Source organism: Aliirhizobium wenxiniae (assembly GCF_019511445.1).
Classification (GTDB): domain Bacteria; phylum Pseudomonadota; class Alphaproteobacteria; order Rhizobiales; family Rhizobiaceae; genus Neorhizobium; species Neorhizobium wenxiniae_A.
This window is the reverse complement of sequence record NZ_JAEUAN010000017.1, coordinates 77,957-100,323: the sequence shown is the minus strand read 5'-3', so window position 1 is coordinate 100,323 and position 22,367 is coordinate 77,957. Positions and strand designations below refer to the sequence as shown.

Sequence of the window (22,367 nt, the reverse complement as noted above, 5' to 3'; positions counted from 1 at the left end):
ATCGCCGAACACGGTTATAGAGCTACTGCTCAAGCCGCACCCTAAGAGCCGAAGCTTGTGCGAGCGTTTCCGTAATTTGGAATGTGGGAGAAGCCGCGAGGGATCGCGACCTGCTCTTCCGGACAAGAATTAAAAGAAGTCGAAGTCGCCCGCGGCCTTGCTCAGCGGCTGCGAATGGCCATGCCGCATACCACTGGCCAGCGATCGCTGCATGTCGGCAAGCTTGACCAGGCTGAGTGCCGTGGAAACATCCACCTTCCATTCGCTGGGAATGGAGCCGGTGATGGTGTCGATGAATTCGGCCAGACCACGCGTCTTCTGCACGGCAAGGTCGATGCCCTGCAGGATCTTCATCGTGTCGGGCGACTGAAGGACGTTCTCCCCGCCGACTTCGAGAATCTGCGGTTCCACACGCTCGATCAGGTAGGCAACGTCATGCAACTCGGAAACCAGCCGCATCAGAACATCCGGCAGGGCCTCCTCCGGGGCAGAGGTTGGCGGCGTAACAATATCGTTCATAGCCATTCCAAGATATGAATTGAGGTGACGATCAGAAGAATTCGATGGAGTTGTCGACCGGCTTGGGCGGCGTACGGACAGGACGCTGCTCCAGCGCGACTGTTCGCTGCGTTTCCGCACCCGTCAGTGGATATTGCCTGGCACGACCGTGCACAGGCCAGTATTCGAGCTTACGGCCATGTTCGCCTCCGGTGGAGGAGCCTACGACCTGAATGCCTTCGTCTCTCAGGAACTGCATTGCAAAGGCTGCATTCTGTTCGCCGACATTCGAGAAGCTCGCGATCGTCTTGGCGCCGCCGAAGACCTTCGCCTCCAGCCGGTCACGACGAGCGCCCTTCTTCAGAAGACCGTTGATCAGCAGTTCCATCAGATGCACGCCATAACGTGTCGCGTCACCGCCCGATGCCATGGCCCCGCCCGAGCCAGGCAACAGGAAGTGGTTCATGCCGCCGACACCGGCGACAGGATCACGCAGACACGCGGCCACGCACGACCCAAGTATCGTCGACAGGACGACGTCAGGGTCGTCGATGACCTTGTACTCCCCCTGGATGATATGGACGCGCCTGCCCGCGACGGCATCATTCATTTGAGGGCTCCGAACACCGCTTCGATAGCGGCCTTCATCTTTTCAATGGTGAACGGCTTGGCCAGAACGTTGTTGGCACCAAGCTGGGCTGCCTTCTGGACAAGCGCGCGATCGCCCTGAGCCGTCAGGATAATAAAGGCCGCCTTCTTCGTGTTCGGATTGGAACGTACAGCCTGCAGAAAGCCGATACCGTCCATGTTGGGCATGTTGAAGTCGGAAATGACCAGATGATGCGGCTGTTCGGTCATGATTTTCATGCCCTGAACGCCATCGCCTGCGGAGGTGATCTGCTTGAAACCGAGCTGCGTCAGAGCATCGCTGAGCAGCAGACGGCTGGTGACCTGATCGTCGACAATCAGAACTTTGATTTTTTCGGCGAGAGACATTTATTCGGTACCTTCTTTTCGGGCGGCAGTTAATTTCAAGATTTCTTCTCCAATGGAGCCCAAGGGTAGTTGCTGCTCGACGGCACCCAGTTCATAGGCAACCCTCGGCATCCCATAGACCACACAGGTCTTCTCGTTCTGTCCGATCGTGCGTGCGCCGGCGCCGCGCATCTTCAGAAGTCCGGAAGCCCCGTCGCGCCCCATGCCGGTCAGAATGACGCCAACCGCGTTGCGGCCGGCCAATTCCGCGACAGAATCGAACAGGACATCAACCGACGGCCTATGGCCGTTTACGGGGTCCTTTTCGACCAGTCGGCAGCATGGTGCTGACGGGTTTGCCACCTGCAAATGTCGTTCGCCACCGGGCGCGAGATAGATCTTGCCGATCTCCAGGCGCGCGCCATCGGTTGCTTCCTCCACGACAGGGGCGCAGATACGATTAAGACGTTCAGCAAAACTTTTCGTAAACGTCGGAGGCATATGTTGAGTGATTACTGTCGGCGGGCAGTTTTGCGGGAACTTTTGCAACACCGTGATCAGCGCTTCCACACCTCCGGTAGAAGATCCGATGGCGACAACCTTTCGCCCGACGCGGTAATCATGCACGGACATCGGCGGCGCAACCGGGGCCGGAGCAGATGTTGCGGTGAACCTGCGGCCCGAGCGGGCAGCCGCCTTGACCTTTTCAGCGAGATCCATGAACGGGCGGCGATCGCCGGGAGCCGGCTTGCCGACGCAGTCGAAGGCACCGATTTCGAGTGCGGCCAGCGTCGCGTTGGCGCCGTGATGTGTCATCGTCGAAACCATGATGACCGGCATAGGACGCAGGCGCATGATCTTTTCGAGGAACTCGAGCCCGTTCATGTTCGGCATCTCGATATCGAGCGTGACGACGTCCGGGTTGAGCTGCTTGATCGCGGCGCGTGCCTCCATGGCATCGCCGGCCTGGCCGATGACGCTGACGTCCGGATCGGAATTAAGCACGGCGGTGATCAGGCCCCGCATGGTGGGGCTATCATCGACAACGAGGACGCGTGCGGGCGCGCTCATGCCTTCCTCCCCGCATGCTTGCCCATATAGCGATAGGTGGTGATGCCGATATTGTCGAAGTGATGCTTGGCATCACCCGACACACGTTCGGAATGGCCGATATAGAGATGGCCGCCATCCGGAAGCAGGGATGCGAAACGCGACCAGATCTTCACCTGGGTCGGCTCGTCGAAATAGATCACCACGTTGCGGCAGAAGATTACATCGAAACCGCCCTTGAACGGCCATTGGGCCATCAGGTTCAGTTCGTTGAAGGTGATCAGTTTCTTGACCCGGTCGTCGATCTGGCACTTGCGTCGGCCGTTGACGTCGACATCGCGGAACCATTGCTTGCGCATGGCAGGCGAGATGCTTTCCAGAGCGTTCTCGTCATAGGCGCCGGCTCTCGCGGTCTCGAGGATCTTGGGATCGATATCGGTCGCCAGAATGCGGAAATCGTAATCGGCGGCATTGGGGAACATCGCCAGCACGGTGAGCGCGATCGAGTATGGTTCCTGTCCATCGGAGCAGGCAGCTGACCAGATGCGAACACGGCCACCGCTCTTGGCGCGGTTGATCAGGCCCGGCAGCACGTCGTCACGCAGATGTTCGAAATGATGGTTCTCGCGGAAGAAGCGCGTGAAGTTGGTGGTCAGATGCGAGAGCATCTCGCGACGAACCGCAGCACCTTCAGGAGAGGAGACGAGCGTGCAATATTCCCGGAAACCGCGCAGGCCCAGATTGCGGATGTGTTTCGACAGACGCGAATAGACGAGAGACGCCTTGGAATCATTGAGATAGATTCCGGCATCGGCATAGATCATTGCAGCGATCTCGGAGAGATCGCGACGTGTCAGCGGATATTCTCCGCTCGCAAGGACCTCATCCGGCGACTGCCGGCTATCAAGCGCGCCCAACGGCATCATGCAGCTTCACTTTCCTTGTCGTGAGCTTTCTCGGGGAAGAGGGCATCCAGCTCGATCAGGCAGATCATCCGCGTGTCGATTGCCAGGATTCCCCTCGCGTACTGCTTTTCCAGATCCGACGAAACTTCCGGAACCGGCTGGATATTATCCTCGGTAATCGTAAGGATATCGGAAACGGCCTCAACCAGCAGGCCGACAACTTTGCTCTTTACCTGCGCAACGATGATGACATGGCGCGCCGTCGGCTCCGCCACCTTCATGCCCAGCCGCGCGGACATATCGATAATCGGCAAAACCGCGCCACGCAGATTGATCACGCCCATGACATAGGGCGGAGCGTGCGGCATCGGGGTGGCTTGTGTCCATCCGCGGATTTCGCGGACGGACATGATGTTCACGCAAAATTCCTGATCACCGATCCGGAAAGCGATCAGCTCTCTGGCTCCATGCGACAGAGACTTTACGGCATAAGATACGCTCATCGACCCGGTTATCCTGCTGCTGCGAGCGACATTTCAGGCTTCAGCGACTGACCGCGCGAGGCGCCGACAACCGCATCAACGTCAAGGATGAGCGCCACGCGTCCATCGCCGAGGATGGTTGCTGCAGCGATGCCCGGGACGTGAGTGTAGTTTGCCTCAAGCGACTTGATGACGACCTGACGCTGACCCTGGATCGCATCGACCATCAGGGCGCGCTGGCCACCGCCTTCGGATTCCACCAGAAGCGCCACACCATCGACCGGATTGGCCTGATTGGCGCGGAAATTGAGGATCCGGCCGACATCGACCAACGGGCAGAACGAGTTGCGGATCGAGATGAGCCGCTGGTTCGAGCCAAAGGAGTGGATGGCGGAGGCTTCCGGCTGCAGGGTCTCGACGATCGCCGTCAACGGGACGACCAGCGTCTGGCCGGCAACGGTGACGACCATGCCGTCAAGAACGGCGAGCGTCAGCGGCAGGCTCATGGTGAAGGTCGAGCCGAGGCCCGGACGCGAGGAGATCGAGATACGACCACCGAGCGCCTGGATCGAACGCTTGACGACGTCCATGCCAACGCCGCGGCCGGAAATGTCGGAGATCTTGTCGGCGGTCGAGAAACCCGGCGCGAAGATCAGGTTGTCGATCTCTTCGTCCGAAAGGTTGGCATCCGGCGAGATGAGATCGTTGTCGATCGCCTTCTGCTTGACGCGCTCGCGGTTGATACCGCCGCCATCGTCGATCAGCTCGATCAGGATGCGACCCGAACGATGCTTTGCCGAAAGCTTGATCGTGCCTTCCGGATCCTTGCCGGCGGCCTCGCGCTTTTCCGGGCTCTCGATGCCGTGGTCGACGGCATTACGGATCATGTGGGTGAGCGGCTCGGCGATCTTGTCGATGACCGTCTTGTCGACTTCGGTGTTCTCACCTTCGGTGACGAGGCGGATCTGCTTGCCGACCATATCGGCCACTTCGCGGACGATACGCGACATGCGCTGGAAGACCGGCTTTACCGGCTGCGCGCGGATAGCCATGACCGAGTCCTGGATCTCGCGGGTGAGCTGCTGCAGCTCTTCGAGACCCATGTTGACGGCGGATGTGCCGTTCGTGTCGTTTTCGACAACGCTCTGCGAGAGCATCGCCTGATTGATGACAAGCTCGCCAACAAGGTTGATCAGGCGGTCGACGCGATCGAGATCGACGCGGATCGTCTGGCCGGCCGACGATGCGGCTGCGGCGGGATTGTTCTGGGCAGCAGCAGCTGCGGCGGCCGCCGCTGCACTTTCCTTCTTTTCGACTGCGGCGTTGACCGCCTTGGCGACACTGGACGTTGCTTCCGGTACACTGGCCTTGGCTGCTGTCTCGGCTTGTGGCTGTACGGTCTCCACCGGCTCGTCGTCGAGCGAGGAGAGATCGAACGGTACCGGGATCATCGGCAGTTCTTCATCTGCGGATGCTTCCGACGGTTTGACTTCCAGCTCGCAGTCCCATTCGGCGAATTCGAAAACTGCGCGAACCTCATCCTCGGATTTCGGCGTGGTGATGGAGATCTTCCAGCCGAAATAGGATGCTTCCGGGTCAATGCTTTCGAGCGCCGGGAGCTGGTCGATATCGCAGGCGATGCTCATCTCGCCGAGGCGGGACAGATCGCGAAGCAGAAGGGCTGCTTCGTTGCCCTTGGAATAGAGTTCACGCGTCGGCTTGAAGGTGACTTCGTAGGTGAACTGCTCGATCACGTCCTCTTCTTCGCCGAAACCGTCGAAGGTGAAGGGGATCGGCTGGAAGCCGCTGTCATCCGTCGGCTTTGCGACCGGAGCCGCAGCGGCAGGCTTTGCAGCCTTCGGCGCTTCGGCAGCCGGCGGTGCTTCGCCGTTGGCCAGTGCCTCAAGTTCCTTGACCAGGCCGCGTGTACGGCTCTCTTCAACGCTGCCGCCATCACGCGAGCAGGTCACGAGGTCGGCGAGCACGTCGGCCGACTTGAGCATGACCTTCAGGACATCCTGGTTCGGCTCCAGCTTGTTGGAGCGTACGCAGTCAAGCGTCGTCTCGAAGACGTGGGCGAATGCCACAAGTTCTTCCAGACCGAAAGCGCCGGCACCACCCTTGATGGAATGAACGGCGCGGAAAACGGCGTTTACCGTCTCGGGATCGCGATCCCCATCGTTCAGCTTGAGAAGACCGGATTCCAGTTCAGCGAGCTGTTCTTCGCATTCCTGAAAGAAGATCTCTTTGATTTCGTTCATATCCATCGGAGGAATTCCCGGTTCAGGCGGTTACACGCTCGATCGCATCAATGAGTTTTGCCGGATCGAAAGGTTTTACGATCCAGCCGGTTGCGCCGGCCTGGCGCGCGCGGTTCTTCTTCTCCGCATCGCTTTCGGTGGTCAGGACCAGGATCGGGACGGCGCGGTATTTTTCGTTACGGCGCACGCCTTCGATAAAGCCAAAGCCATCGAGACGCGGCATGTTGATGTCGGTAACGATGACATCGGGGTTGCAGCCTTCGAGGACCTCAAGACCTTCGACGCCATCTTCGGCCTGGATCGTCTCGAAGCCGGCATTGTTGAGGGTCACCAGAAGCATGTTCCGGATCGTCCGTGAATCATCCACGGTCAGTACTTTTTTCTTCATTGCTAGATCTCCTTAGCAATTAACTGGGTTTCGCTGATTCCAATCAGCGCAATAGTCTTTTCAAAGGCGTCCGATGCCTTCTCGACGAGGAACGATTTCTTGTCGGCCTGCCATGCGGCGGCACCGGCAACCAGAACCTGGACACATTGAACGCCAACGCGTTCTACCGCCGAAGCATCGATCACGATGTCCTTGCCGCGCATCGACATGAGCTTGCCGTGCAGCGCAGATGCTTCATTGAGGTCGAGAATTGGCGAGAGCGCCAGTTTTCCCGATGCGGCTTTCCTTGCTGCCATCAGCGTGTTCCTTGACGTTTGTAAAAGAGCTGTGCCTCAGGCTCAGCCGGTGCGTGATATCGGTCGGTCAGTACGCCAGCCACCGGGGCTGCCGGGCGCCTGTCCTCGTAGCCGCTGTCGAAATCCCGTTGCCTGGCAATGCGGAATTCACGCACCGTGCGGCCGAGTTCGAGAATGACGGTATGCAGTTCGTCGGCGCTTTCGCCGGTGTTGCGGGCAAAGCTCGCATTCGCGCCGATCTCGTGGCTGAGCGAACCGATCTCGGACGTGACGCGGTTCAGGCCGTCGGCCTGCTCGACCGTGCGGCGGGCGACGCCTGTGATCGCATCGTTGATTTCGCCGACCTGCCGGACGATGCCGCCGATCGCCGCCTGGGTGCGTTGGACCATGTCGACGCCTGCGCCGACCTGTGACTTGGTGCCGGTGACCAGCGTCTTGATCTCGCGGGCCGCATCGGCAGAACGCTGGGCGAGCGCCCTCACCTCCTGTGCGACGACGGCGAAACCGCGACCGCTATCGCCGGCGCGAGCGGCTTCGATGCCGGCATTGAGCGCAAGAAGATTGGTCTGGAACGCGATCTCATCGATGACGCCGATGATCTCGCCGATCTTTTCGGCGGAATTCTCGATATCGGTCATGGCGCTGATTGCGCGGCCGACGATCTCGCCGCTTTCCTCGACCGAACGACGGGTTGCGACGACCGCGTTTTCGGCAGCCGAAGTTCCCGTAACGCTTTCCTTGACGAGGGTGGAGAGCTGATGAAGGTCGTTATGCACCGACTGCGCCCGACGCGCCTGCTCTTCGGAAGCGGCGGCGAAGGTAGAGGCGTTGCGCGCCATGGCGTCGGTCAGACCGATCGCCTGCATGCCGGCATTATCGATGACGCCGACGGAAGTGCGCATGCCGCCAATTGCATTCGACAACAGTTCGGCAAGTTCGCGATAGGCGTCCGGCACGTCATCCGGCAACGCGGCGGTCAGGTCACGCTCGGCGAGCGCGCCGATGACGGCGGCAAAGGTATCGACGGCTTCGGCCTGATCCGCACTACGCTGATCGGCAAGCGCGCGCTGGTGCTTCTGCCTCAGTTCGTTGAAGCGGATGGAGACGGCGATTTCGACGTCGACCATGACCAGGCGCAGGATGGCGGCGAGCAGGTCGCGCAGTTCCTGTTCGCGCCTGCGGGCACCGGGAAGGAAAGAGCGCGGAGCGAAATCTTCGACAGCACCGAGAACAAGATGTTCGAGCATCACAGAGTGGCCGGCAATGTGCCAGCGCGGATCAAGCCCCATGCGGCTCTCGGTGTCCGACAGAACCTTGACGCGATCGGCATAAAGCGCGTCGAAACGCGCGTCGGTGAGCACCGCCCAGTGGGACGCCTGAAGATCGTTCAGGCGGACGACCTGCTGTTCGGTTTCGAAATGACTGGAAGCTTCGGGAGAGGACTGCAAGCGGGTAAAGAGATCGCGCAGACCGTTCTTCAGATGACCTTCAAGCTGGGGGCGACAACGGCGGAGCAGATCGCACAGATCGCCGTCGAGACCGGCAAAAGCCAGTCTCTCGCCAAGGCTGCCTGCCTGGCGACGTCGTACCTGTTCGCTTGGCGTGTCCTGCACCAAAAATCGTCCCCAAAAACCACACGAACCGAAAACTGGCCGTGAGAGAAGCCATGCGGATCAGAGACTGGAGATGAACAACGATTGCCTCGACCACGAAAAATTATCCGTGCCGTGCAAAAGCGGTCATCGCAGTTTTCTGACTTTTCAAGAGTGGATACCGGATTCAAACCGGTACGGGCTTGGCGGCTTCATGCCTTGGTGAGCAGACCGCAGTCGTCCCATTTCGCCGTATGTCCAATTTGTATGGTTAATTCCTTGCCCGAAGGTTAATGGACAGTGGATCTCAGCCGATTTGCGACACAACAGCAGTAGATTAAGACGGTATCCGAGCACCGCGCCAAGCAACTGCAAGCCAGGGTTTTAACCTGTCAATTATTGCGGCTGGTGTAATCGGCGATTGCTCTCAACCCGTCCTTGTTACCGAGATCGGCCAAGGCCTGGAATATACGCATGGCTTCGGCCTGCCGACCGATATTCATGAGGGCATATCCGCGCAGGCTCATCAGGTCTGTCTGTTCCGGGACAATCTGCGCGCGCTGGTCGAGTGCGATCAGTGCTTCCCGATAGCGAGCCGACTTGAAGGAGGTCACGGCGCGGTCAGCGAGAATGGAGGCCTGAAGTTCAACAGCGCGCGTGTTGTTCTGCGGTGCGAGAGTGGCGGCGGCTGCCGCCTTGTCGGTAAGCCCGACCCGCAGATAGGCAAGGCTCTTGCCATAGGCTGCATCCGAGCGGGCTGCCTGCGACGAGGCCATCGTTGCGACATCGAATGCCTGCGCCGCTTCCAGCGGACGATTGAGATCCATCAGGCACCAGCCACGAGACAGCGCCTGATCCGGCGAAAGCTGACGCGGATCGACCGTGGAGGCGCATCCTCTGTGAACGGGAGCCGTGCGGGCAGGTGCTGCGCGCGCGACACGTGGTGCTGCCCTCTCAACCGGCACGGGGCGATAGGTTTGAGCAACGGGTTCCGGCTGACGGACATAAGCCTGCTGGTAGGGAGCCTGCGGTTGCGGCTGGATTTGCTGCGGAACCGGATATTGCGGTGCTTGCATCTGCTGCGACTGTTGAGCCGAATACTGCCGCGTCTGCGGCTGCGGCGGTGTCAGCTGCGACAGATAATCCTGCCCCTGTAGACGGCGGCGGTCGTCTTCGCCCAGATTGGCGATACGATCTGACCGGCCCGCCCAGGCGCGCTGGATTGCGGAAACACCTGCCCTGTCGCCCAGATCATTACGGCTCAAAACCAGACCATAGGCAGAGGGCTCGTCATCCGGTTTCCAGGTCAGGGCTGCGGCGAACCATTGAGCGGCCGTTGCCGGCTGGCGCATATAACGTGCGTACCAACCGAACTGCTGGGCGGCGGCGGCATCCTTTGCCTCGATCACAACCGGCGCCATGCGCGCCAGAACTTCTTCCTGCAGGATCGGCGGCGGATCGAGGGCCAGAAGGTTTGCGACGGCTGCCATATAGGCCGCCTTCGAGCCGGGCGAGGTATCCCGCCACTTGTAGAGTACGTTTTCAGCTTCGAGCGGCGAGTTCTGCCGCGTCAGGGTCAGAGCCAGACCTTCGGCCGCAGACGCGGTTTCTTCCTTGGTGAAAGCCTTGCGGAACCAGCGCTCGGCACCGCCGAGATTGTCACGGCGATAATAATACCAGCCGAGCAGCAGCGCGTCGGAGGCCAGCTCATCCGTCTCGGCCAGTCTTTCCAGGCGGGTCAGATACTTGTCGGCAACGACGAGCTTCGGGTCGGTATTGCCCTCTCCCACCAGACGGCGAGCGAGATCATCACGCAGGCTTTCGAATTCGGGCTGGCCATCCGGGCCTGTGCGCTCCTTCGACAGCAATTCCTCGATCATATCAGGCGACAGCAATTCGCTCGCCTTCTGCACCGTGGCCAGCCGCTCCGGCGGATTTTCGCAATTGCTGAGCACGTAGAGATAGGCATCGCGCGCCCGCGGCTTGCGGTCGGTAGCGGCAAAAGCCTCCGCAAGACGCCAGAGGACGTCGACTTCGCTGCATGTCAGAAGCGTCGGGTTTTCAGCGGCAATGCGGATGACCTCGTCGTAGGTCTTGGCATCGGATGCAGCCGCCAGCCGGCTACGCGCCTCGGCAAGTTTCAGCCGGTCAAGAAGATCGGCAGGCGGCTGCCAGCTGGGCTCGGCAGCCTGGCGATCGGAGATTGCCTTACGCACATCGGCATAACGCGCCTGCGCATAAAGGGCCCACATGTTTTCCAGCTGCGGATCGGTGGTCGGGCGCGCGGCAAGCGGATCGGCCGGGGGCGTCCAGTTGGGATAGAGTGCACGCAGGCGGGAGATTTCGGCCTGCAGGCGGGCGGTATCGCCACGTGCGGCAAAATACCGAAGGGCGCTTTCATCTACCTGTGGAGCAGCAGTGGAAGCTTGTGCAGCCGGTCTTGTCTGACTCTGTGCAGCCGGCTGGTTCTGGAACTGCTGCGAGATCTGGGCGCTTTCCTGAGGGGCCTTAGATGCCGGCTGTGCCTGGGAAACGACGAGCGACGGGCGCCCTACCCTCTGTTCGGACGGTATTGCGGATGGCGATGACGACTGCAGCCGGTTCGTGCGGTTGGCATCTGTGCCCTGCACGTCCGAATCAACGGCAGCCAACGAGCCGGTGATCTCGCTGAAATCGACATCAGACGTTCGTTTGTAAGCGATCAATGCCACCGCGGCCATGCCGAAAGCGGCTAAAGAGATCAGCGAAAACCGCATTTGCACCCCGGTCCCTGTCCATCCAGATCGTTTCGGCCCGTGCACACAAGCCCACATTCGACAGCAATTGGTTAAAGAATGAGGGCATATGGTTAACGAACAATTTAGATTTGGTCAGTTATTAAGAAATCACAAATACACAAAGGTGACTCGAACCGGCAGGCGTCCGCGAATGCCCGTCCGGTGACCCTCGCAGAAAGCGGGCAATGAGTAGTGAGTGTCTGCCCCAGGACTGGATTTCGATGACGGACAGACACTTCTTGACTTTGCAGCCAGGACGTCGGAGCGGCCAGACGACACTGCTGGCTCTTGTCGGGCTTGCCGCACTGACCCTTGCCGGATGCGGCGGAAAGCCGATCCAATCCGAACCTTTCATAAAGAATGTTCCGCCGGAGCAGGCGATGATCATGCCGCCACCGGGAGGCCCTTCCGTGGTCAGCATCATTGAGCGGCGCTTCAACAACGCCATCTCCCAGGACATTCATCTGGCGACCGACGCATCGACCCCCGGCCAGAACATGCTGAAGGTGCAGCTGTTCGGCACCGAGAGCGCCTATCGTCATGCAGACAACAGTCTCGGCATGTCCTCGATTACCGAGGGGCGCATCTCGTCTGAAATGCGTCAGTCGCTGCCGCGCGTCGCGATGGCCAAGTCGCAATTTTATGTCCAGAACGCCTATGGCCCGTTCGGTTATGCTTTCGGGCGTGGCAGAGGTTCCGACCTTTGCCTTTACGCCTGGCAGCAGATCCGCACGCGCGACCAGGGGACGCCGTTTGCGAATTACGGCGTGATCCAGATCAGGCTCAGGACCTGTGAGGCGAATGCGACGGAAGCCAAGCTTCTTTCGGTGATGTACAATTTCACCATCAACGCCTCGGTCGATGCGCTCGGCTGGAACCCTTATGGCTCCAACCGAGAATTCAACTCCGCAGTCGGCACCACCGGCGCGCCGATCTATCCGCGTCCGGCCTCTTCCGAGCCGATCGTCCAGACCCTGCCGCCGCGCCAGACGACATCCTATGCGCCGCGGGTGCAGGTGCGTCGCGTTCAACCGGCCCCTCAGGCCGTGGCGCCGCAACCGGTCGCTCCGCCACAGCTTGAGCCGCGCGGTCCGCGCGTGCCCTCACCTTTCGGCAGCGGCTATTCGGCGGTCACCGGCCAGCCGTCCGGCGGCGATGCCGCGCGGGCATCTTCCTCCGGCGCCTCGGTACCGGCCGCCCAGCGGGTTGCCGTACCGTCTCCATCATGCACCATGGCAACCGACGGAGCAGACGTTGTCTGCCGCTGATCCTGTTGCCCGTATTCGGCTCTCATCGAGGTAGTCCGCCATGAGGACACTATATTCAGGCGTCATCTGGGCCGTTGCCACGGTCATGATCATCCTTCTGGTGACCTTGCCGATCAATACGCGCACGCAGCTGATCGCCAGCATTCTGATCGTCACCGTCATGGCGATCATCAAGCTTCTGGATGTCGGCGGGAAATGGCGCCTGGTGGCGCTGGCCTTCGGTACCGGCATGGTGCTGCGCTATGTCTATTGGCGCACGACAAGCACACTGCCGCCGGTCAACCAGCTGGAAAATTTCATTCCCGGCATGCTCGTCTATCTGGCCGAAATGTACAGCGTGCTGATGCTGTCGCTCAGCCTGTTCGTCGTCGCCATGCCGCTGCCGCCGGCGCGTCCCAGCAGCCGCTCCAGCAGCGACGAGAACCTTCCGACCGTTGATGTCTTCGTGCCGAGCTATAACGAGGACGAACAGCTTCTGGCCAATACGCTGGCCGCTGCCCGCAACATGGATTATCCGCCGGAAAAGCTGACCGTGTGGCTGCTCGATGACGGCGGCACCGTGCAGAAGCGCAGGGCGAGCAATGTTGCCGATGCGCGCGCGGCCGAAGCTCGCCACGCGAAGCTGAAGCAGCTTTGCGAAGAAATGGGCGTCAACTATCTCACCCGCGAGCGCAACGAACATGCCAAGGCCGGTAATCTCAACAACGGGCTTGCGCATTCGACCGGCGACCTTATTGCAGTCTTCGATGCCGACCATGCTCCGACGCGCGACTTCCTTCTGGAGACTGTCCATTACTTCGAGAAAGACGAAAAGCTCTTTCTCGTGCAGACGCCGCACTTCTTCCTCAACCCGGACCCGGTCGAACGCAACCTGCAGACATTCGAGAAGATGCCGAGCGAGAACGAGATGTTCTACGGCATCATCCAGCGCGGTCTGGACAAATGGAATGCGTCCTTCTTCTGCGGCTCGGCTGCCGTGCTCAATCGCAAGGCGCTGGAAGTTTCCAACGGCTTTTCCGGTGTCAGCATTACCGAGGACTGCGAAACCGCGCTCGACCTGCACGGGCTCGGCTGGAACAGCATCTATGTCGATCGCCCGCTGATCGCTGGCCTGCAGCCCGCGACATTCGCCAGCTTCATCGGCCAGCGCTCTCGCTGGGCGCAGGGCATGATGCAGATCCTGCGCTTCCGTTTCCCGCCGCTCAAACGCGGTCTCTCGCTTGCCCAGCGTTTCTGCTACATGTCGTCAACGCTGTTCTGGCTGTTCCCCTTCCCGCGAACGATCTTCCTGTTCGCGCCCTTGTTTTACATCTTCTTCGATCTGGAAATCTTCACCTCGTCGGGCGGCGAGTTTCTCGTCTATTCGCTGACCTACATGGCGGTGAACATGATGATGCAGAACTATCTCTACGGATCATTCCGCTGGCCGTGGATTTCCGAGCTTTATGAATATGTGCAGACGGTGCATCTGCTGCCTGCGGTCATCTCGGTCATGCTCAACCCGCGCAAGCCGACCTTCAAGGTGACGGCGAAAGACGAATCCGTGTCGGTCAGCCGCCTTTCGGAAGTCAGCCGGCCGTTCTTCGTGATCTTCTTCATCCTGATCATCGCCTTCGCAATGAGCATCTACAAGCTCTATACCGAGCCGTTCAAGGCGGATGTGACGCTGGTCGTCGCCGGCTGGAACGTGCTCAACATCATCATCGCCGGCTGTGCGCTGGGTGTCGTTTCCGAGCGCGGCGAACGTCAGGCGTCTCGTCGCGTCAAGATCAGCCGACGCTGCGAATTCGGCATCGATGGGAAGTGGTACACGGCTACGATCAACAACGTTTCGGTCCACGGCGCCCAGCTCGAGGTCTACACCGAAGGCGCGACGGGTATTGCCAAGGATACGATCGGCCATATCCGGTTCCAGCCGTTCAGCGACCTGCCGGTGAGCGAGTTGCCGGTCGATATCCGCAATTTCGACCGCACCGGCGATGTCACGTCGATCGGTTGCCGCTATCAGCCGCAGAAGACGCTCGATCACCGCCTGATCGCCGACCTGATGTTCGCCAACTCCGCCCAGTGGACCCAGTTCCAGACGGCTCGTCGCAACAATCCTGGCCTGTTCCGCGGTACGTTGTGGTTCCTGTGGCTCTCCGTCTACCAGACAAGCCGCGGCCTCGGTTATCTGATGCGGGATCTCAGCAAATCGCGCAGCGCAGAGAAAGGCTAGGAGATCGACATGAACAAGCTCCTCGTCCTCGCACTGGTCGCCTGCACGGCCGCTCCGGCTTTCGCCCAACAGGGTGCATCACCGTTCGATATGGGAACAGAACGCCGGGATCGTGGTATTCAGGATACGCAGCCCTCCCCGCCTGCTGCTGCGCCTGTGCCTGTCAATCCCGTGCCGGTTGCTCCGGTTCGGCCGGCACCGACCAGTCAGGCTCCTGCGCCGGCTTCAACGCCACCGCTCGCAAGGCCGGCCACACCGCCTGTACAGCAGAACACGCCGGCACAGTGGAGCGCCCAGCCGCCAATACCGGGCCTTGCTCCGGCGTCCTCGCAGGCGGCCCCTGTGTCAGGCGCTGTCGATCAGACACGGCGTTATCTGCTTCCGTTTGGTGATATGCGGCTGAATGGCGAGATCGAGCAGCGCTCGTGGTCCTTCTACCTGACGGCCGATCAGGCCGGGCGCACCGCAAAGCTGCATGTCGCCTATCAAAACTCGATCTTCGTCGCGCCCGAAACCTCGAAACTGACGATCACGATCAACGATGTGGTCGTTGCCGCCGAAACGATCGCCTCCGCCGAGCAACCTGCCGAGCGGGTCTTCGAGATACCTGCCGGACTGCTCAAGGCGGGCGGCAACATGGTTCGCTTCGGCACCAACCAGCGCCATCGTACCGACTGCACGGTCGAATCCACCTATGAACTGTGGACGGATGTCGATCCTTCCAAGACCTATCTGTCCTTCGACGGCGCCAATGACCGGCGTCTTGGCACGCTCGACGACCTGCGGGCAATCGGCGTGGACGGCAAGGGCAATACCCGCTTCCGGATCATCGCCCCGGCCCTCGACCAGCTTGGCGCGACCGACACCTTGATGCGCCTTTCCCAGGGGCTTGCTTTGCTTGCCGGAATGCCGAACCAGTCGTTCACCTTCAGCAGACAGGCTGATGGCGAAATCCAGCCCGGTGAAGTCGCAGTCTTCATCGGGACGACCGATGAATTGAGGACTGTCGTTCCCAATCTTGCGGCCTCCAGCAATTCGGCGGCCGCAAGCTTCGTCGATTATCCGCGCAGCAACGGTGTCTCTTCTCTCGTGCTTTCCGGCCCGAACTGGCCCTCGATCGATGGGCTTGTCGACAGCTTCGTCGCCTCTCTCGACGGCCGTTCGACACAAAGGCTCAACGTGCTTTCGACGGAAAGCTGGCGCGGCATGGATACGCCGCTTCTGTTTTCCGATACCGTACTGGACTTCGCAGCGCTCGGCGTCGGCAGCCAGGAATTTACCGGCAGACTGTTCAGGACCAGCTTCACCATCGGCGTGCCGGCTGATTTCTACGCCAATGCCTATGGCGAGGCGCGAATCCTGCTGGATGCCGCCTATACACCGGACGTTCTGCCGGGCAGCCATCTCGACATTTTCGTCAATGGCAATATCGCGTCCACAGTACCGATCACGTCTGCGGGCGGTGCAATCCTTCGGCAGCTTCCGATCAAGCTGACACTCCGGCATTTCCGGCCGGGCGTAAACACGATCACCGTCGAAGCCGCATTGCGCACGGCAGCCGACGCGTCCTGCGCGCCCGGCGCGAGCAGCGAGGAAAAGCCGCGCTTTGCAATCTTCGGCACATCGCAGTTCCACATGCCGGATTTTGCCCGCATAGCCCAGGTTCCCAATGTCGCGGCCACGGCCGGCATCGGCTTTCCCTATTTCATGGGCCAGGAACCGGTTTCGCTGTTCCTCGGCCGCATCGACGAGCCGACACTTTCGGCTGCCGCCACCTTTGCCGGTAAGATCGCCAGCGCATCGCATCGGGTGATCCCGCTCAATGTGACGATGTCGGCTGCGCGGATGGCGGAGCGTAACGCGATCTTCGTCGGTGGGATCTCGGAGATGCCGCTCAACGTTCTTTCCCAACTGAAGATCGATCAGGACAGCCGCAACAGCTGGAGCCCGGACATCACGCCACAGACCGTGACACAGCCCAGCATCAGCCTGCAGGACTGGCAGCAGCGCGCCGACGGCAATTTCTTCAGCCGGCAATTCGAAGAGCTGAGCGGCTGGGCGAAGGACAATTACGATCTCTCACTTTCGGCGCTCCGCTTCGCACCTCCCACGGACGAGCTCTACAAGCCGCCGAAAACGGCCCATCTTCTCGTGGCGCAGGAAAGCGATCCGACAGGACAGGGAACCTGGACTGCCGTCCTGGCACCGGACAGCGCGCAGCTCAATGACGGCATGAAGGACATTTCCACGCGCGAAGAGTGGGAGAAAATGAGCGGACGCATCGCAATCTACAGCGGTGCGGAGGAAGAGATGGGCAGCGTCCCGGTCAGCTGGTTCCGCTTCATGCCGACACAGGAGCTGAGCTTCGCCAATGCAAGGCTGATCACGGCAAACTGGCTGTCGGACAACATCATGTCCTACGCCCTGCTGCTTGCGGCCGGAAGTGTTCTGCTCGGTCTTGCGACAGGTGGATTGCTCAGCCTGCTCGGCCGGCGGTGACGGCTTCAGCCGGGAAAACGCTTGCTCATATAGTCGGAGCCATCAAGGCCGAAGCGCCAGGGATTGTCCACGGCTTTGGAAATTCCAATGCGCGGGCCGATCACGACACGTACCGGCTCTGCCGGCGCTCTCAGACCGAACGGATGTTCCAGCAGAGACATTCCGTCATGTTCGATGGTGACGCCGAGTGCCTGACAAAGCCGGCCGGGGCCTGAACACAAAAGGCGCGGATCGCCGGTGCCGCGACGGGCTTCCATATCCGCCAGACCCGCAAGCGGCTGTAGGGCGCGGATCAGAACCGCGCTGCCCGGCCGGCAGACGAAATTCAGGCACCAGTGGATGCCGTAGGAACGATAGACATAGGCATGGCCGGCCGGGCCGAACATGCTCGCGTTTCGGGCATTCTGGCCGCGAAAACTGTGAGATGCGGGATCATCGGGCTCGTAAGCCTCGGTCTCCACGATGATGCCACCGGATCCATCGAGATAGAGTTCCGCGCCGATCAGCTCCGGTGCGACGATCGCCGCATCGCGTTCGAAGAAAACCGGATCCATCTTCCCCCGCCGTCGCTTGAGACTGCAAAGCGCCGATATAGGAGAGCATTCGTCTTTCAGACAAGCTCCGGGGGGAGCAGATATTTACCCTCTGCTAACGCCATCTTGCATTCAGGCTTTCCCATCGCGGAGAAAAATACATTTATTAGGTCAAGCTAAAAAATCTCCTTGAAGGAGACAAGGGATGGGATTGTCCAACACGGCGGCAGCTTACGAACCGATCGGCCCCGACGAACTGGAGCGGCTGCAGACGATTTTCGAGACGGCGCGCTATATCGCCTGCATGTCACGTCATGATCCGGCCGCCGAACGGCTCGCGGCAATGGCTATCCGTTTCTATCAACTTGGCATTCGCGATGATGATGCGCTCATCCATACGATCGTCAAAACCAACAGGGCTCTGCGGTCGCCCGGATGGGAACAGGTGGTTGTGAACCCAACCTGACAGGTAGCCCGTTTAAACCAACCCTAAAGCGCGTAAGCGTATTGTATCTAGAGTGCTTCCACCGCACTCAGCTCTCATCAATCTCCAGCACGTCCGCCACGACCTCGAAAATCTGTATCCGAGGCGTTACGAAGACAATGGCACGAACGTCATGGGAAAAATCCAACCCTACGTGCTGCCGGCACAGACCATTCTTCAAATCCCGCGATACCTTTCGTCCGCATCATTCTTGAGCAAGACATAGACAAGTACGGTTGTTTACGGCAAGCCGTCATCCTATCTGCTGATCATGGAACAACAGCCGCGCAAGGCGGTGCCGCAAGGATGGACGAGACGCATGACCGAGTTGAAGCTTCTGGCTCTCGATACGGATGATCTGGATGTAATATCCGCCCATATGCAGGATGCAGTTTTCAAGGTGGGCGATCTGCACTGGTCCGCTTCGGAGAAGGCGTTTTCGCTCGCCGCCAACCGGTTCGACTGGGCCGCGGCGGAAGGCAAGCGCAAGGGTTTCGAGCGCCATCGCGCCGCCCTCGTTTTGAAGCGCGTCGAGGCCGTGCGCTCGAACGGCATCAACCGCGCGCGCAAGGAGGACGTGATGTCGCTTCTCGCTATCCGCTTTGCCCAGAAGGGCGAAGGCCCCGAAGGGACGGTCGAACTGGTGCTTTCCGGCAATGCCGCGATCGAATTGGATGTCGAATGCATCGAAGTCGCACTTGCGGATATCGGCGGCGCGTGGGAAACCCCAACAAGGCCGCGCCATCCCTGACCAATCCTGGGTGTGTCCGGCCCGATGATGGCAGGACATAAGAAGGACGACCCGCGTGGCACTCTGGCTTGAACAGACATCCGACGATTTCGAAGCGCAGTTCAAGGCGTTTCTGTCGACCAAACGCGAGGTCTCGGAAGACGTCAATGCCGTGGTCAAGGCCATTATCGACGACGTGCGCGCCCGCGGCGATGCGGCGCTGATCGACTATTCCTCGCGTTTCGACCGCGTTGATCTTGCGAAAGACGGCATTCGTATCTCGGAAGCGGAAGTGGACGCCGCGATTGCGCAGACCGATCCCGCCGTCATCGACGCGCTGAAGCTTGCGGCAGAGCGTATCGAAAAACACCATGCCCGGCAGATGCCGAAGGACGATATCTACGAGGATGCGATCGGCGTCGGTCTCGGGTCTCGCTGGACGGCAATCGAAGCGGTCGGCCTCTACGTGCCAGGCGGTACGGCGAGCTATCCGAGCTCGGTGCTGATGAATGCCGTGCCGGCCAAGGTCGCAGGCGTTCCGCGTCTCGTCATGGTCGTGCCGGCCGGCGGCGGCAAGATCAATCCCGCGGTTCTGGCTGCGGCACGGATTGCCGGCGTTACCGAAATCTACCGTGTCGGCGGCGCGCAGGCGGTTGCAGCACTCGCCTATGGCACCGATACGATCGCGCCGGTCGCAAAAATCGTCGGCCCCGGCAATGCCTATGTGGCCGCCGCCAAGCGCCAGGTTTTCGGCACGGTCGGCATCGACATGATCGCCGGCCCATCGGAAGTTCTGGTCATTGCCGACAAGGACAATGATCCGGACTGGATCGCCGCCGATCTTCTGGCCCAGGCCGAACACGATGCAGGTGCGCAGTCGATCCTGATGACCGATGATGCCGATTTTGGCCGCGCGGTGGAAGCCGCCGTCGAACGGCAGCTTAAGACATTGTCGCGCAGCGAGATTGCCACCGCCAGCTGGCGTGATTTCGGCGCGGTGATCCTGGTGGAAAATTTCGAAAGCGCATTGCCGCTTGCCAACCGCATTGCCGCCGAACATCTGGAGCTTGCGGTTGCCGATCCGGATGCGCTGATGCCCGGCATTATCAATGCAGGCGCGATCTTCATCGGCCGCCATACGCCGGAAGTGATCGGCGATTATGTCGGCGGCTCGAACCACGTTCTGCCGACGGCGCGTTCGGCTCGCTTCTCGTCCGGCCTTGGCGTGCTCGATTTCGTCAAGCGCTCGTCGATCCTGCGTCTGGGTGCCGAACAGCTTCGCCAGCTTGCGCCGGCGGCGATCACGCTCGCGAAATCCGAAGGGCTGGACGGGCATGCCCGTTCCGTTTCCATTCGCCTCAACCCCGGAGAATGACGGATGGCTCAGGGGGAGTTTCGTCTTTGCGATGTCGTTCTGGACGACTCGATCGGGCGTTCCACCCCCGACGTGGAGCATGAGCGCGCGGTCGCGATCTTCGATCTGGTCGAGGAAAACTCGTTTACCCCGCTCGGCCATGCGGGCGGGCCCTACAAGCTTAGGCTCTCGCTGGTCAATGCACGGCTGGTGCTGACGATCACGACCGAAGCGGATCAGGATGTCGCCACCCATATCCTGTCGCTGACGCCGTTCCGCCGGATCATCAAGGACTATTTCATGGTCTGCGAGAGCTATTACGAGGCGATCAAGACCGCCACTCCGAGCCGGATCGAAGCGATCGACATGGGCCGTCGCGGCATTCACAACGAAGGTTCGCAAACCCTGATGGACCGGCTGGACGGCAAGATCGGCGTCGATTTCGATACCGCAAGGCGGCTGTTCACGCTTGTCTGCGTCCTCTACTGGCGTGGCTGAGATGACCGCCGACGCACCGAACCGGAAACAGGAAATCGGCATTCCGACGGCGATCCTGTTCATGTGCGGGCAGAACTCGATCCGCTCGCCGATGGCCGAGGCCATTGCAAAAAGCCTGCTGCAACCCGATATCTATATACAGTCAGCCGGTGTCCGTTCGGGCGAGCCTGATCCCTTTGTCGATGTCGTGCTGGAAGAAGTGGGGCTTTCGCTCAGCCAGAAGCGTCCGCACAAGCCGCGCACGTTGGAGGAGATCGAAGACGACTTCTTCGATCTGATCGTCACGCTTGCGCCCGAGGCACATCATACGGCACTGGAACTGACCCGTTCGCATTCCGTCGATGTCGTCTACTGGCCGACCATGGACCCGACAGTGGTGACGGGAACGCGGGAGCAGCGGCTGGATGCCTATCGCCAGGTCAGAGACCATCTTTGGAAGCTGATCGACAAGAGAATGAAACCTATCAGGCGCGCGCCGCCGGCAAGCGGCTGAACGGCGAAATTGTGCATGCAAAAGAATAGCTATTAGGCGTGGTTCACAAACCGGACGTGATTGTGTAGTTTCCGCGCAAATTTCGAGGCGGCGGACGAAAATTCCTGCCTGCCCGACCTTAGACAGAAAGAAAACCGATAAAATGGCTAAAGAAGAAGTCCTTGAATTTCCGGGCGTTGTCACGGAACTGCTGCCGAATGCGACGTTTCGGGTGAAGCTCGAAAACGAACATGAAATCATTGCCCATACGGCTGGCCGCATGCGCAAGAACCGTATCCGCGTTCTCGCCGGCGACAAGGTTCTGGTCGAAATGACGCCTTACGACCTGACAAAGGGCCGTATCACCTATCGCTTCAAGTAGTTTTTTCGGCGGGATAAGGCCTGAAATGGCGCTTGAGCAAAAGCTGATACTGGCATCCGGTTCGCCACGCCGTCTGGATCTTCTCAACCAGATCGGCATAGAGCCTGCCCGGCTGATGCCGATGGATATCGACGAGACGCCGAAGCGTGCCGAGCATCCCCGCTCGCTCGCCCGTCGGCTGTCGAGCGAAAAGGCCGAGGCCGCCTATCGCGCCATCAAGGACGACCCGACCTGGCGGCACAGCTATATTCTGTCCGCCGATACGGTCGTTGCCGTCGGCCGCCGAATCCTTGAAAAGACCGAATATACGGAAGAAGCGTTCTCCGCGCTGCATCTGCTTTCGGGCCGCGGCCACTGGGTCTATACAGGCATCTGCCTCGTTACCCCCGGCGGGCAATTCCGCCAGAAGGTGGTCGAGACGAAAGTGCGCTTCAAACGGCTTTCGACCCGCGAGATCGACAATTACATTGCGTCGGGCCAATGGCGCGGCAAGGCGGGCGCCTATGCCATCCAGGGCATTGCCGGCGCCTTCGTGCAAAAACTTTCCGGCTCCTACACCAATGTCGTCGGGCTGCCGCTTTATGACGTGACGACACTGCTGGCTGGCGAAGGGTTCGATGTGGCGCAGGGCTGGCCCGAGGCCTGATATCAGGCTTCGACGGCGCTAGAGCATTTCCGCCTTTCTTCGAAACGCGAAACCGCTCT

Annotated in this window: 22 protein-coding genes; 10 read left to right on the top strand and 12 right to left on the bottom strand. The window is 60.3% G+C overall.

The annotated features are described in order from the left end of the window. Window positions 1-129: 129 nt before the first annotated feature. The 11 genes from cheT to JNB91_RS20220 all read right to left on the bottom strand — a co-directional run bounded on the left by cheT (window position 130) and on the right by JNB91_RS20220 (window position 11,203). Window positions 130-519 (bottom strand): chemotaxis protein CheT, encoded by a 390-nt coding sequence (gene cheT / locus JNB91_RS20270; RefSeq protein WP_220327286.1) that lies wholly within the window; start codon window positions 517-519, stop codon window positions 130-132. 31 nt (window positions 520-550) lie between these two features. After that, entirely contained in the window at window positions 551-1,108 is a 558-nt protein-coding gene (gene cheD / locus JNB91_RS20265) for a chemoreceptor glutamine deamidase CheD (RefSeq protein ID WP_220327285.1), read from the bottom strand. After that, on the bottom strand, window positions 1,105-1,494 hold the full coding sequence (locus tag JNB91_RS20260; RefSeq protein WP_220327284.1) for a response regulator: 390 nt from the start codon (window positions 1,492-1,494) through the stop codon (window positions 1,105-1,107). Before JNB91_RS20260 ends, cheD begins: the two co-directional genes overlap by 4 nt. Beyond that, window positions 1,495-2,544: a protein-glutamate O-methylesterase CheB gene (cheB, locus tag JNB91_RS20255; protein ID WP_220327283.1), complete on the bottom strand. Its 1,050-nt coding sequence runs from the start codon at window positions 2,542-2,544 to the stop codon at window positions 1,495-1,497. Next, window positions 2,541-3,449, bottom strand: a complete 909-nt coding sequence (gene cheR / locus JNB91_RS20250) for a protein-glutamate O-methyltransferase CheR (RefSeq protein WP_220327282.1) — start codon at window positions 3,447-3,449, stop codon at window positions 2,541-2,543. Before cheR ends, cheB begins: the two co-directional genes overlap by 4 nt. Then, on the bottom strand, window positions 3,446-3,931 hold the full coding sequence (locus JNB91_RS20245) for a chemotaxis protein CheW (protein ID WP_220327281.1): 486 nt from the start codon (window positions 3,929-3,931) through the stop codon (window positions 3,446-3,448). The genes cheR and JNB91_RS20245 overlap by 4 nt, the downstream gene beginning before the upstream one ends. Before the next feature lie 8 nt (window positions 3,932-3,939). Then, complete coding sequence (locus JNB91_RS20240) at window positions 3,940-6,177, bottom strand: chemotaxis protein CheA (RefSeq protein ID WP_220327280.1); 2,238 nt, start codon at window positions 6,175-6,177, stop codon at window positions 3,940-3,942. 16 nt (window positions 6,178-6,193) lie between these two features. Then, window positions 6,194-6,559 carry a chemotaxis response regulator CheY1 gene (gene cheY1, locus JNB91_RS20235; RefSeq protein ID WP_007753206.1) on the bottom strand — a complete coding sequence of 122 codons (366 nt, stop codon included), beginning with the start codon at window positions 6,557-6,559 and terminating at the stop codon, window positions 6,194-6,196. A 2-nt stretch (window positions 6,560-6,561) separates the two neighbouring features. Next, window positions 6,562-6,855, bottom strand: coding sequence for an STAS domain-containing protein (locus JNB91_RS20230; protein WP_220327279.1), 294 nt, complete (start codon window positions 6,853-6,855; stop codon window positions 6,562-6,564). Then, window positions 6,855-8,471: a globin-coupled sensor protein gene (locus tag JNB91_RS20225; protein ID WP_220327278.1), complete on the bottom strand. Its 1,617-nt coding sequence runs from the start codon at window positions 8,469-8,471 to the stop codon at window positions 6,855-6,857. Before JNB91_RS20225 ends, JNB91_RS20230 begins: the two co-directional genes overlap by 1 nt. Before the next feature lie 368 nt (window positions 8,472-8,839). Further along, window positions 8,840-11,203 (bottom strand): cellulose synthase, encoded by a 2,364-nt coding sequence (locus tag JNB91_RS20220; protein WP_220327277.1) that lies wholly within the window; start codon window positions 11,201-11,203, stop codon window positions 8,840-8,842. 260 nt (window positions 11,204-11,463) lie between these two features. Between JNB91_RS20220 and bcsN the strand changes: the two genes are divergently transcribed. From bcsN to JNB91_RS20205, 3 genes are read left to right on the top strand one after another with little or no spacing between them, the layout of a single operon-like run. Then, on the top strand, window positions 11,464-12,492 hold the full coding sequence (gene bcsN, locus JNB91_RS20215) for a cellulose biosynthesis protein BcsN (RefSeq protein WP_220327276.1): 1,029 nt from the start codon (window positions 11,464-11,466) through the stop codon (window positions 12,490-12,492). A 40-nt stretch (window positions 12,493-12,532) separates the two neighbouring features. Continuing rightward, on the top strand, window positions 12,533-14,710 hold the full coding sequence (gene bcsA, locus JNB91_RS20210) for a UDP-forming cellulose synthase catalytic subunit (protein ID WP_220327275.1): 2,178 nt from the start codon (window positions 12,533-12,535) through the stop codon (window positions 14,708-14,710). A 9-nt stretch (window positions 14,711-14,719) separates the two neighbouring features. Continuing rightward, window positions 14,720-17,209 carry a cellulose biosynthesis cyclic di-GMP-binding regulatory protein BcsB gene (locus JNB91_RS20205; protein ID WP_220327274.1) on the top strand — a complete coding sequence of 830 codons (2,490 nt, stop codon included), beginning with the start codon at window positions 14,720-14,722 and terminating at the stop codon, window positions 17,207-17,209. A gap of 5 nt (window positions 17,210-17,214) precedes the next feature. Here the strand turns inward: JNB91_RS20205 and JNB91_RS20200 are convergent, their stop codons facing one another. Then, a complete protein-coding gene (locus JNB91_RS20200; RefSeq protein WP_220327273.1) occupies window positions 17,215-17,763 on the bottom strand; it encodes a DNA-3-methyladenine glycosylase in 549 nt (182 codons plus the stop codon). Between the two features lie 184 nt (window positions 17,764-17,947). Here JNB91_RS20200 and JNB91_RS20195 point away from each other — a divergent pair, with 184 nt between their 5' ends. From JNB91_RS20195 to JNB91_RS20165, 7 genes are all read left to right on the top strand, one after another. Continuing rightward, a complete protein-coding gene (locus tag JNB91_RS20195; protein WP_220327272.1) occupies window positions 17,948-18,208 on the top strand; it encodes a hypothetical protein in 261 nt (86 codons plus the stop codon). Window positions 18,209-18,545: 337 nt separating this feature from the next. Then, a complete protein-coding gene (locus JNB91_RS20190; RefSeq protein ID WP_220327271.1) occupies window positions 18,546-18,977 on the top strand; it encodes a DUF2948 family protein in 432 nt (143 codons plus the stop codon). A gap of 55 nt (window positions 18,978-19,032) precedes the next feature. Then, the gene (gene hisD, locus JNB91_RS20185) at window positions 19,033-20,331 is read left to right on the top strand and encodes a histidinol dehydrogenase (RefSeq protein WP_220327270.1); all 1,299 of its coding nucleotides are present in this window, start codon (window positions 19,033-19,035) and stop codon (window positions 20,329-20,331) included. Window positions 20,332-20,334: 3 nt separating this feature from the next. Further along, entirely contained in the window at window positions 20,335-20,808 is a 474-nt protein-coding gene (locus JNB91_RS20180; RefSeq protein ID WP_220327269.1) for a UPF0262 family protein, read from the top strand. 1 nt (window position 20,809) lies between these two features. Continuing rightward, a complete protein-coding gene (locus JNB91_RS20175; RefSeq protein WP_430736329.1) occupies window positions 20,810-21,301 on the top strand; it encodes an arsenate-mycothiol transferase ArsC in 492 nt (163 codons plus the stop codon). A gap of 142 nt (window positions 21,302-21,443) precedes the next feature. After that, the gene (gene infA, locus JNB91_RS20170; protein WP_004435948.1) at window positions 21,444-21,662 is read left to right on the top strand and encodes a translation initiation factor IF-1; all 219 of its coding nucleotides are present in this window, start codon (window positions 21,444-21,446) and stop codon (window positions 21,660-21,662) included. Between the two features lie 25 nt (window positions 21,663-21,687). Beyond that, window positions 21,688-22,308 (top strand): Maf-like protein, encoded by a 621-nt coding sequence (locus JNB91_RS20165; protein ID WP_220327268.1) that lies wholly within the window; start codon window positions 21,688-21,690, stop codon window positions 22,306-22,308. Window positions 22,309-22,367: the final 59 nt, after the last annotated feature.

Bases quoted from the DNA above. Each gene is read 5' to 3' on its own strand.
- cheT (WP_220327286.1), bottom strand. From the start codon at position 519: ATGAACGATATTGTTACGCCGCCAACCTCTGCCCCGGAGGAGGCCCTG.
- cheD (WP_220327285.1), bottom strand. From the start codon at position 1,108: ATGAATGATGCCGTCGCGGGCAGGCGCGTCCATATCATCCAGGGGGAG.
- JNB91_RS20260 (WP_220327284.1), bottom strand. From the start codon at position 1,494: ATGTCTCTCGCCGAAAAAATCAAAGTTCTGATTGTCGACGATCAGGTC.
- cheB (WP_220327283.1), bottom strand. From the start codon at position 2,544: ATGAGCGCGCCCGCACGCGTCCTCGTTGTCGATGATAGCCCCACCATG.
- cheR (WP_220327282.1), bottom strand. From the start codon at position 3,449: ATGATGCCGTTGGGCGCGCTTGATAGCCGGCAGTCGCCGGATGAGGTC.
- JNB91_RS20245 (WP_220327281.1), bottom strand. From the start codon at position 3,931: ATGAGCGTATCTTATGCCGTAAAGTCTCTGTCGCATGGAGCCAGAGAG.
- JNB91_RS20240 (WP_220327280.1), bottom strand. From the start codon at position 6,177: ATGGATATGAACGAAATCAAAGAGATCTTCTTTCAGGAATGCGAAGAA.
- cheY1 (WP_007753206.1), bottom strand. From the start codon at position 6,559: ATGAAGAAAAAAGTACTGACCGTGGATGATTCACGGACGATCCGGAAC.
- JNB91_RS20230 (WP_220327279.1), bottom strand. From the start codon at position 6,855: ATGGCAGCAAGGAAAGCCGCATCGGGAAAACTGGCGCTCTCGCCAATT.
- JNB91_RS20220 (WP_220327277.1), bottom strand. From the start codon at position 11,203: ATGCGGTTTTCGCTGATCTCTTTAGCCGCTTTCGGCATGGCCGCGGTG.
- bcsA (WP_220327275.1), top strand. From the start codon at position 12,533: ATGAGGACACTATATTCAGGCGTCATCTGGGCCGTTGCCACGGTCATG.
- JNB91_RS20205 (WP_220327274.1), top strand. From the start codon at position 14,720: ATGAACAAGCTCCTCGTCCTCGCACTGGTCGCCTGCACGGCCGCTCCG.
- JNB91_RS20200 (WP_220327273.1), bottom strand. From the start codon at position 17,763: ATGGATCCGGTTTTCTTCGAACGCGATGCGGCGATCGTCGCACCGGAG.
- JNB91_RS20195 (WP_220327272.1), top strand. From the start codon at position 17,948: ATGGGATTGTCCAACACGGCGGCAGCTTACGAACCGATCGGCCCCGAC.
- JNB91_RS20190 (WP_220327271.1), top strand. From the start codon at position 18,546: ATGACCGAGTTGAAGCTTCTGGCTCTCGATACGGATGATCTGGATGTA.
- JNB91_RS20180 (WP_220327269.1), top strand. From the start codon at position 20,335: ATGGCTCAGGGGGAGTTTCGTCTTTGCGATGTCGTTCTGGACGACTCG.
- JNB91_RS20175 (WP_430736329.1), top strand. From the start codon at position 20,810: ATGACCGCCGACGCACCGAACCGGAAACAGGAAATCGGCATTCCGACG.
- infA (WP_004435948.1), top strand. From the start codon at position 21,444: ATGGCTAAAGAAGAAGTCCTTGAATTTCCGGGCGTTGTCACGGAACTG.
- JNB91_RS20165 (WP_220327268.1), top strand. From the start codon at position 21,688: ATGGCGCTTGAGCAAAAGCTGATACTGGCATCCGGTTCGCCACGCCGT.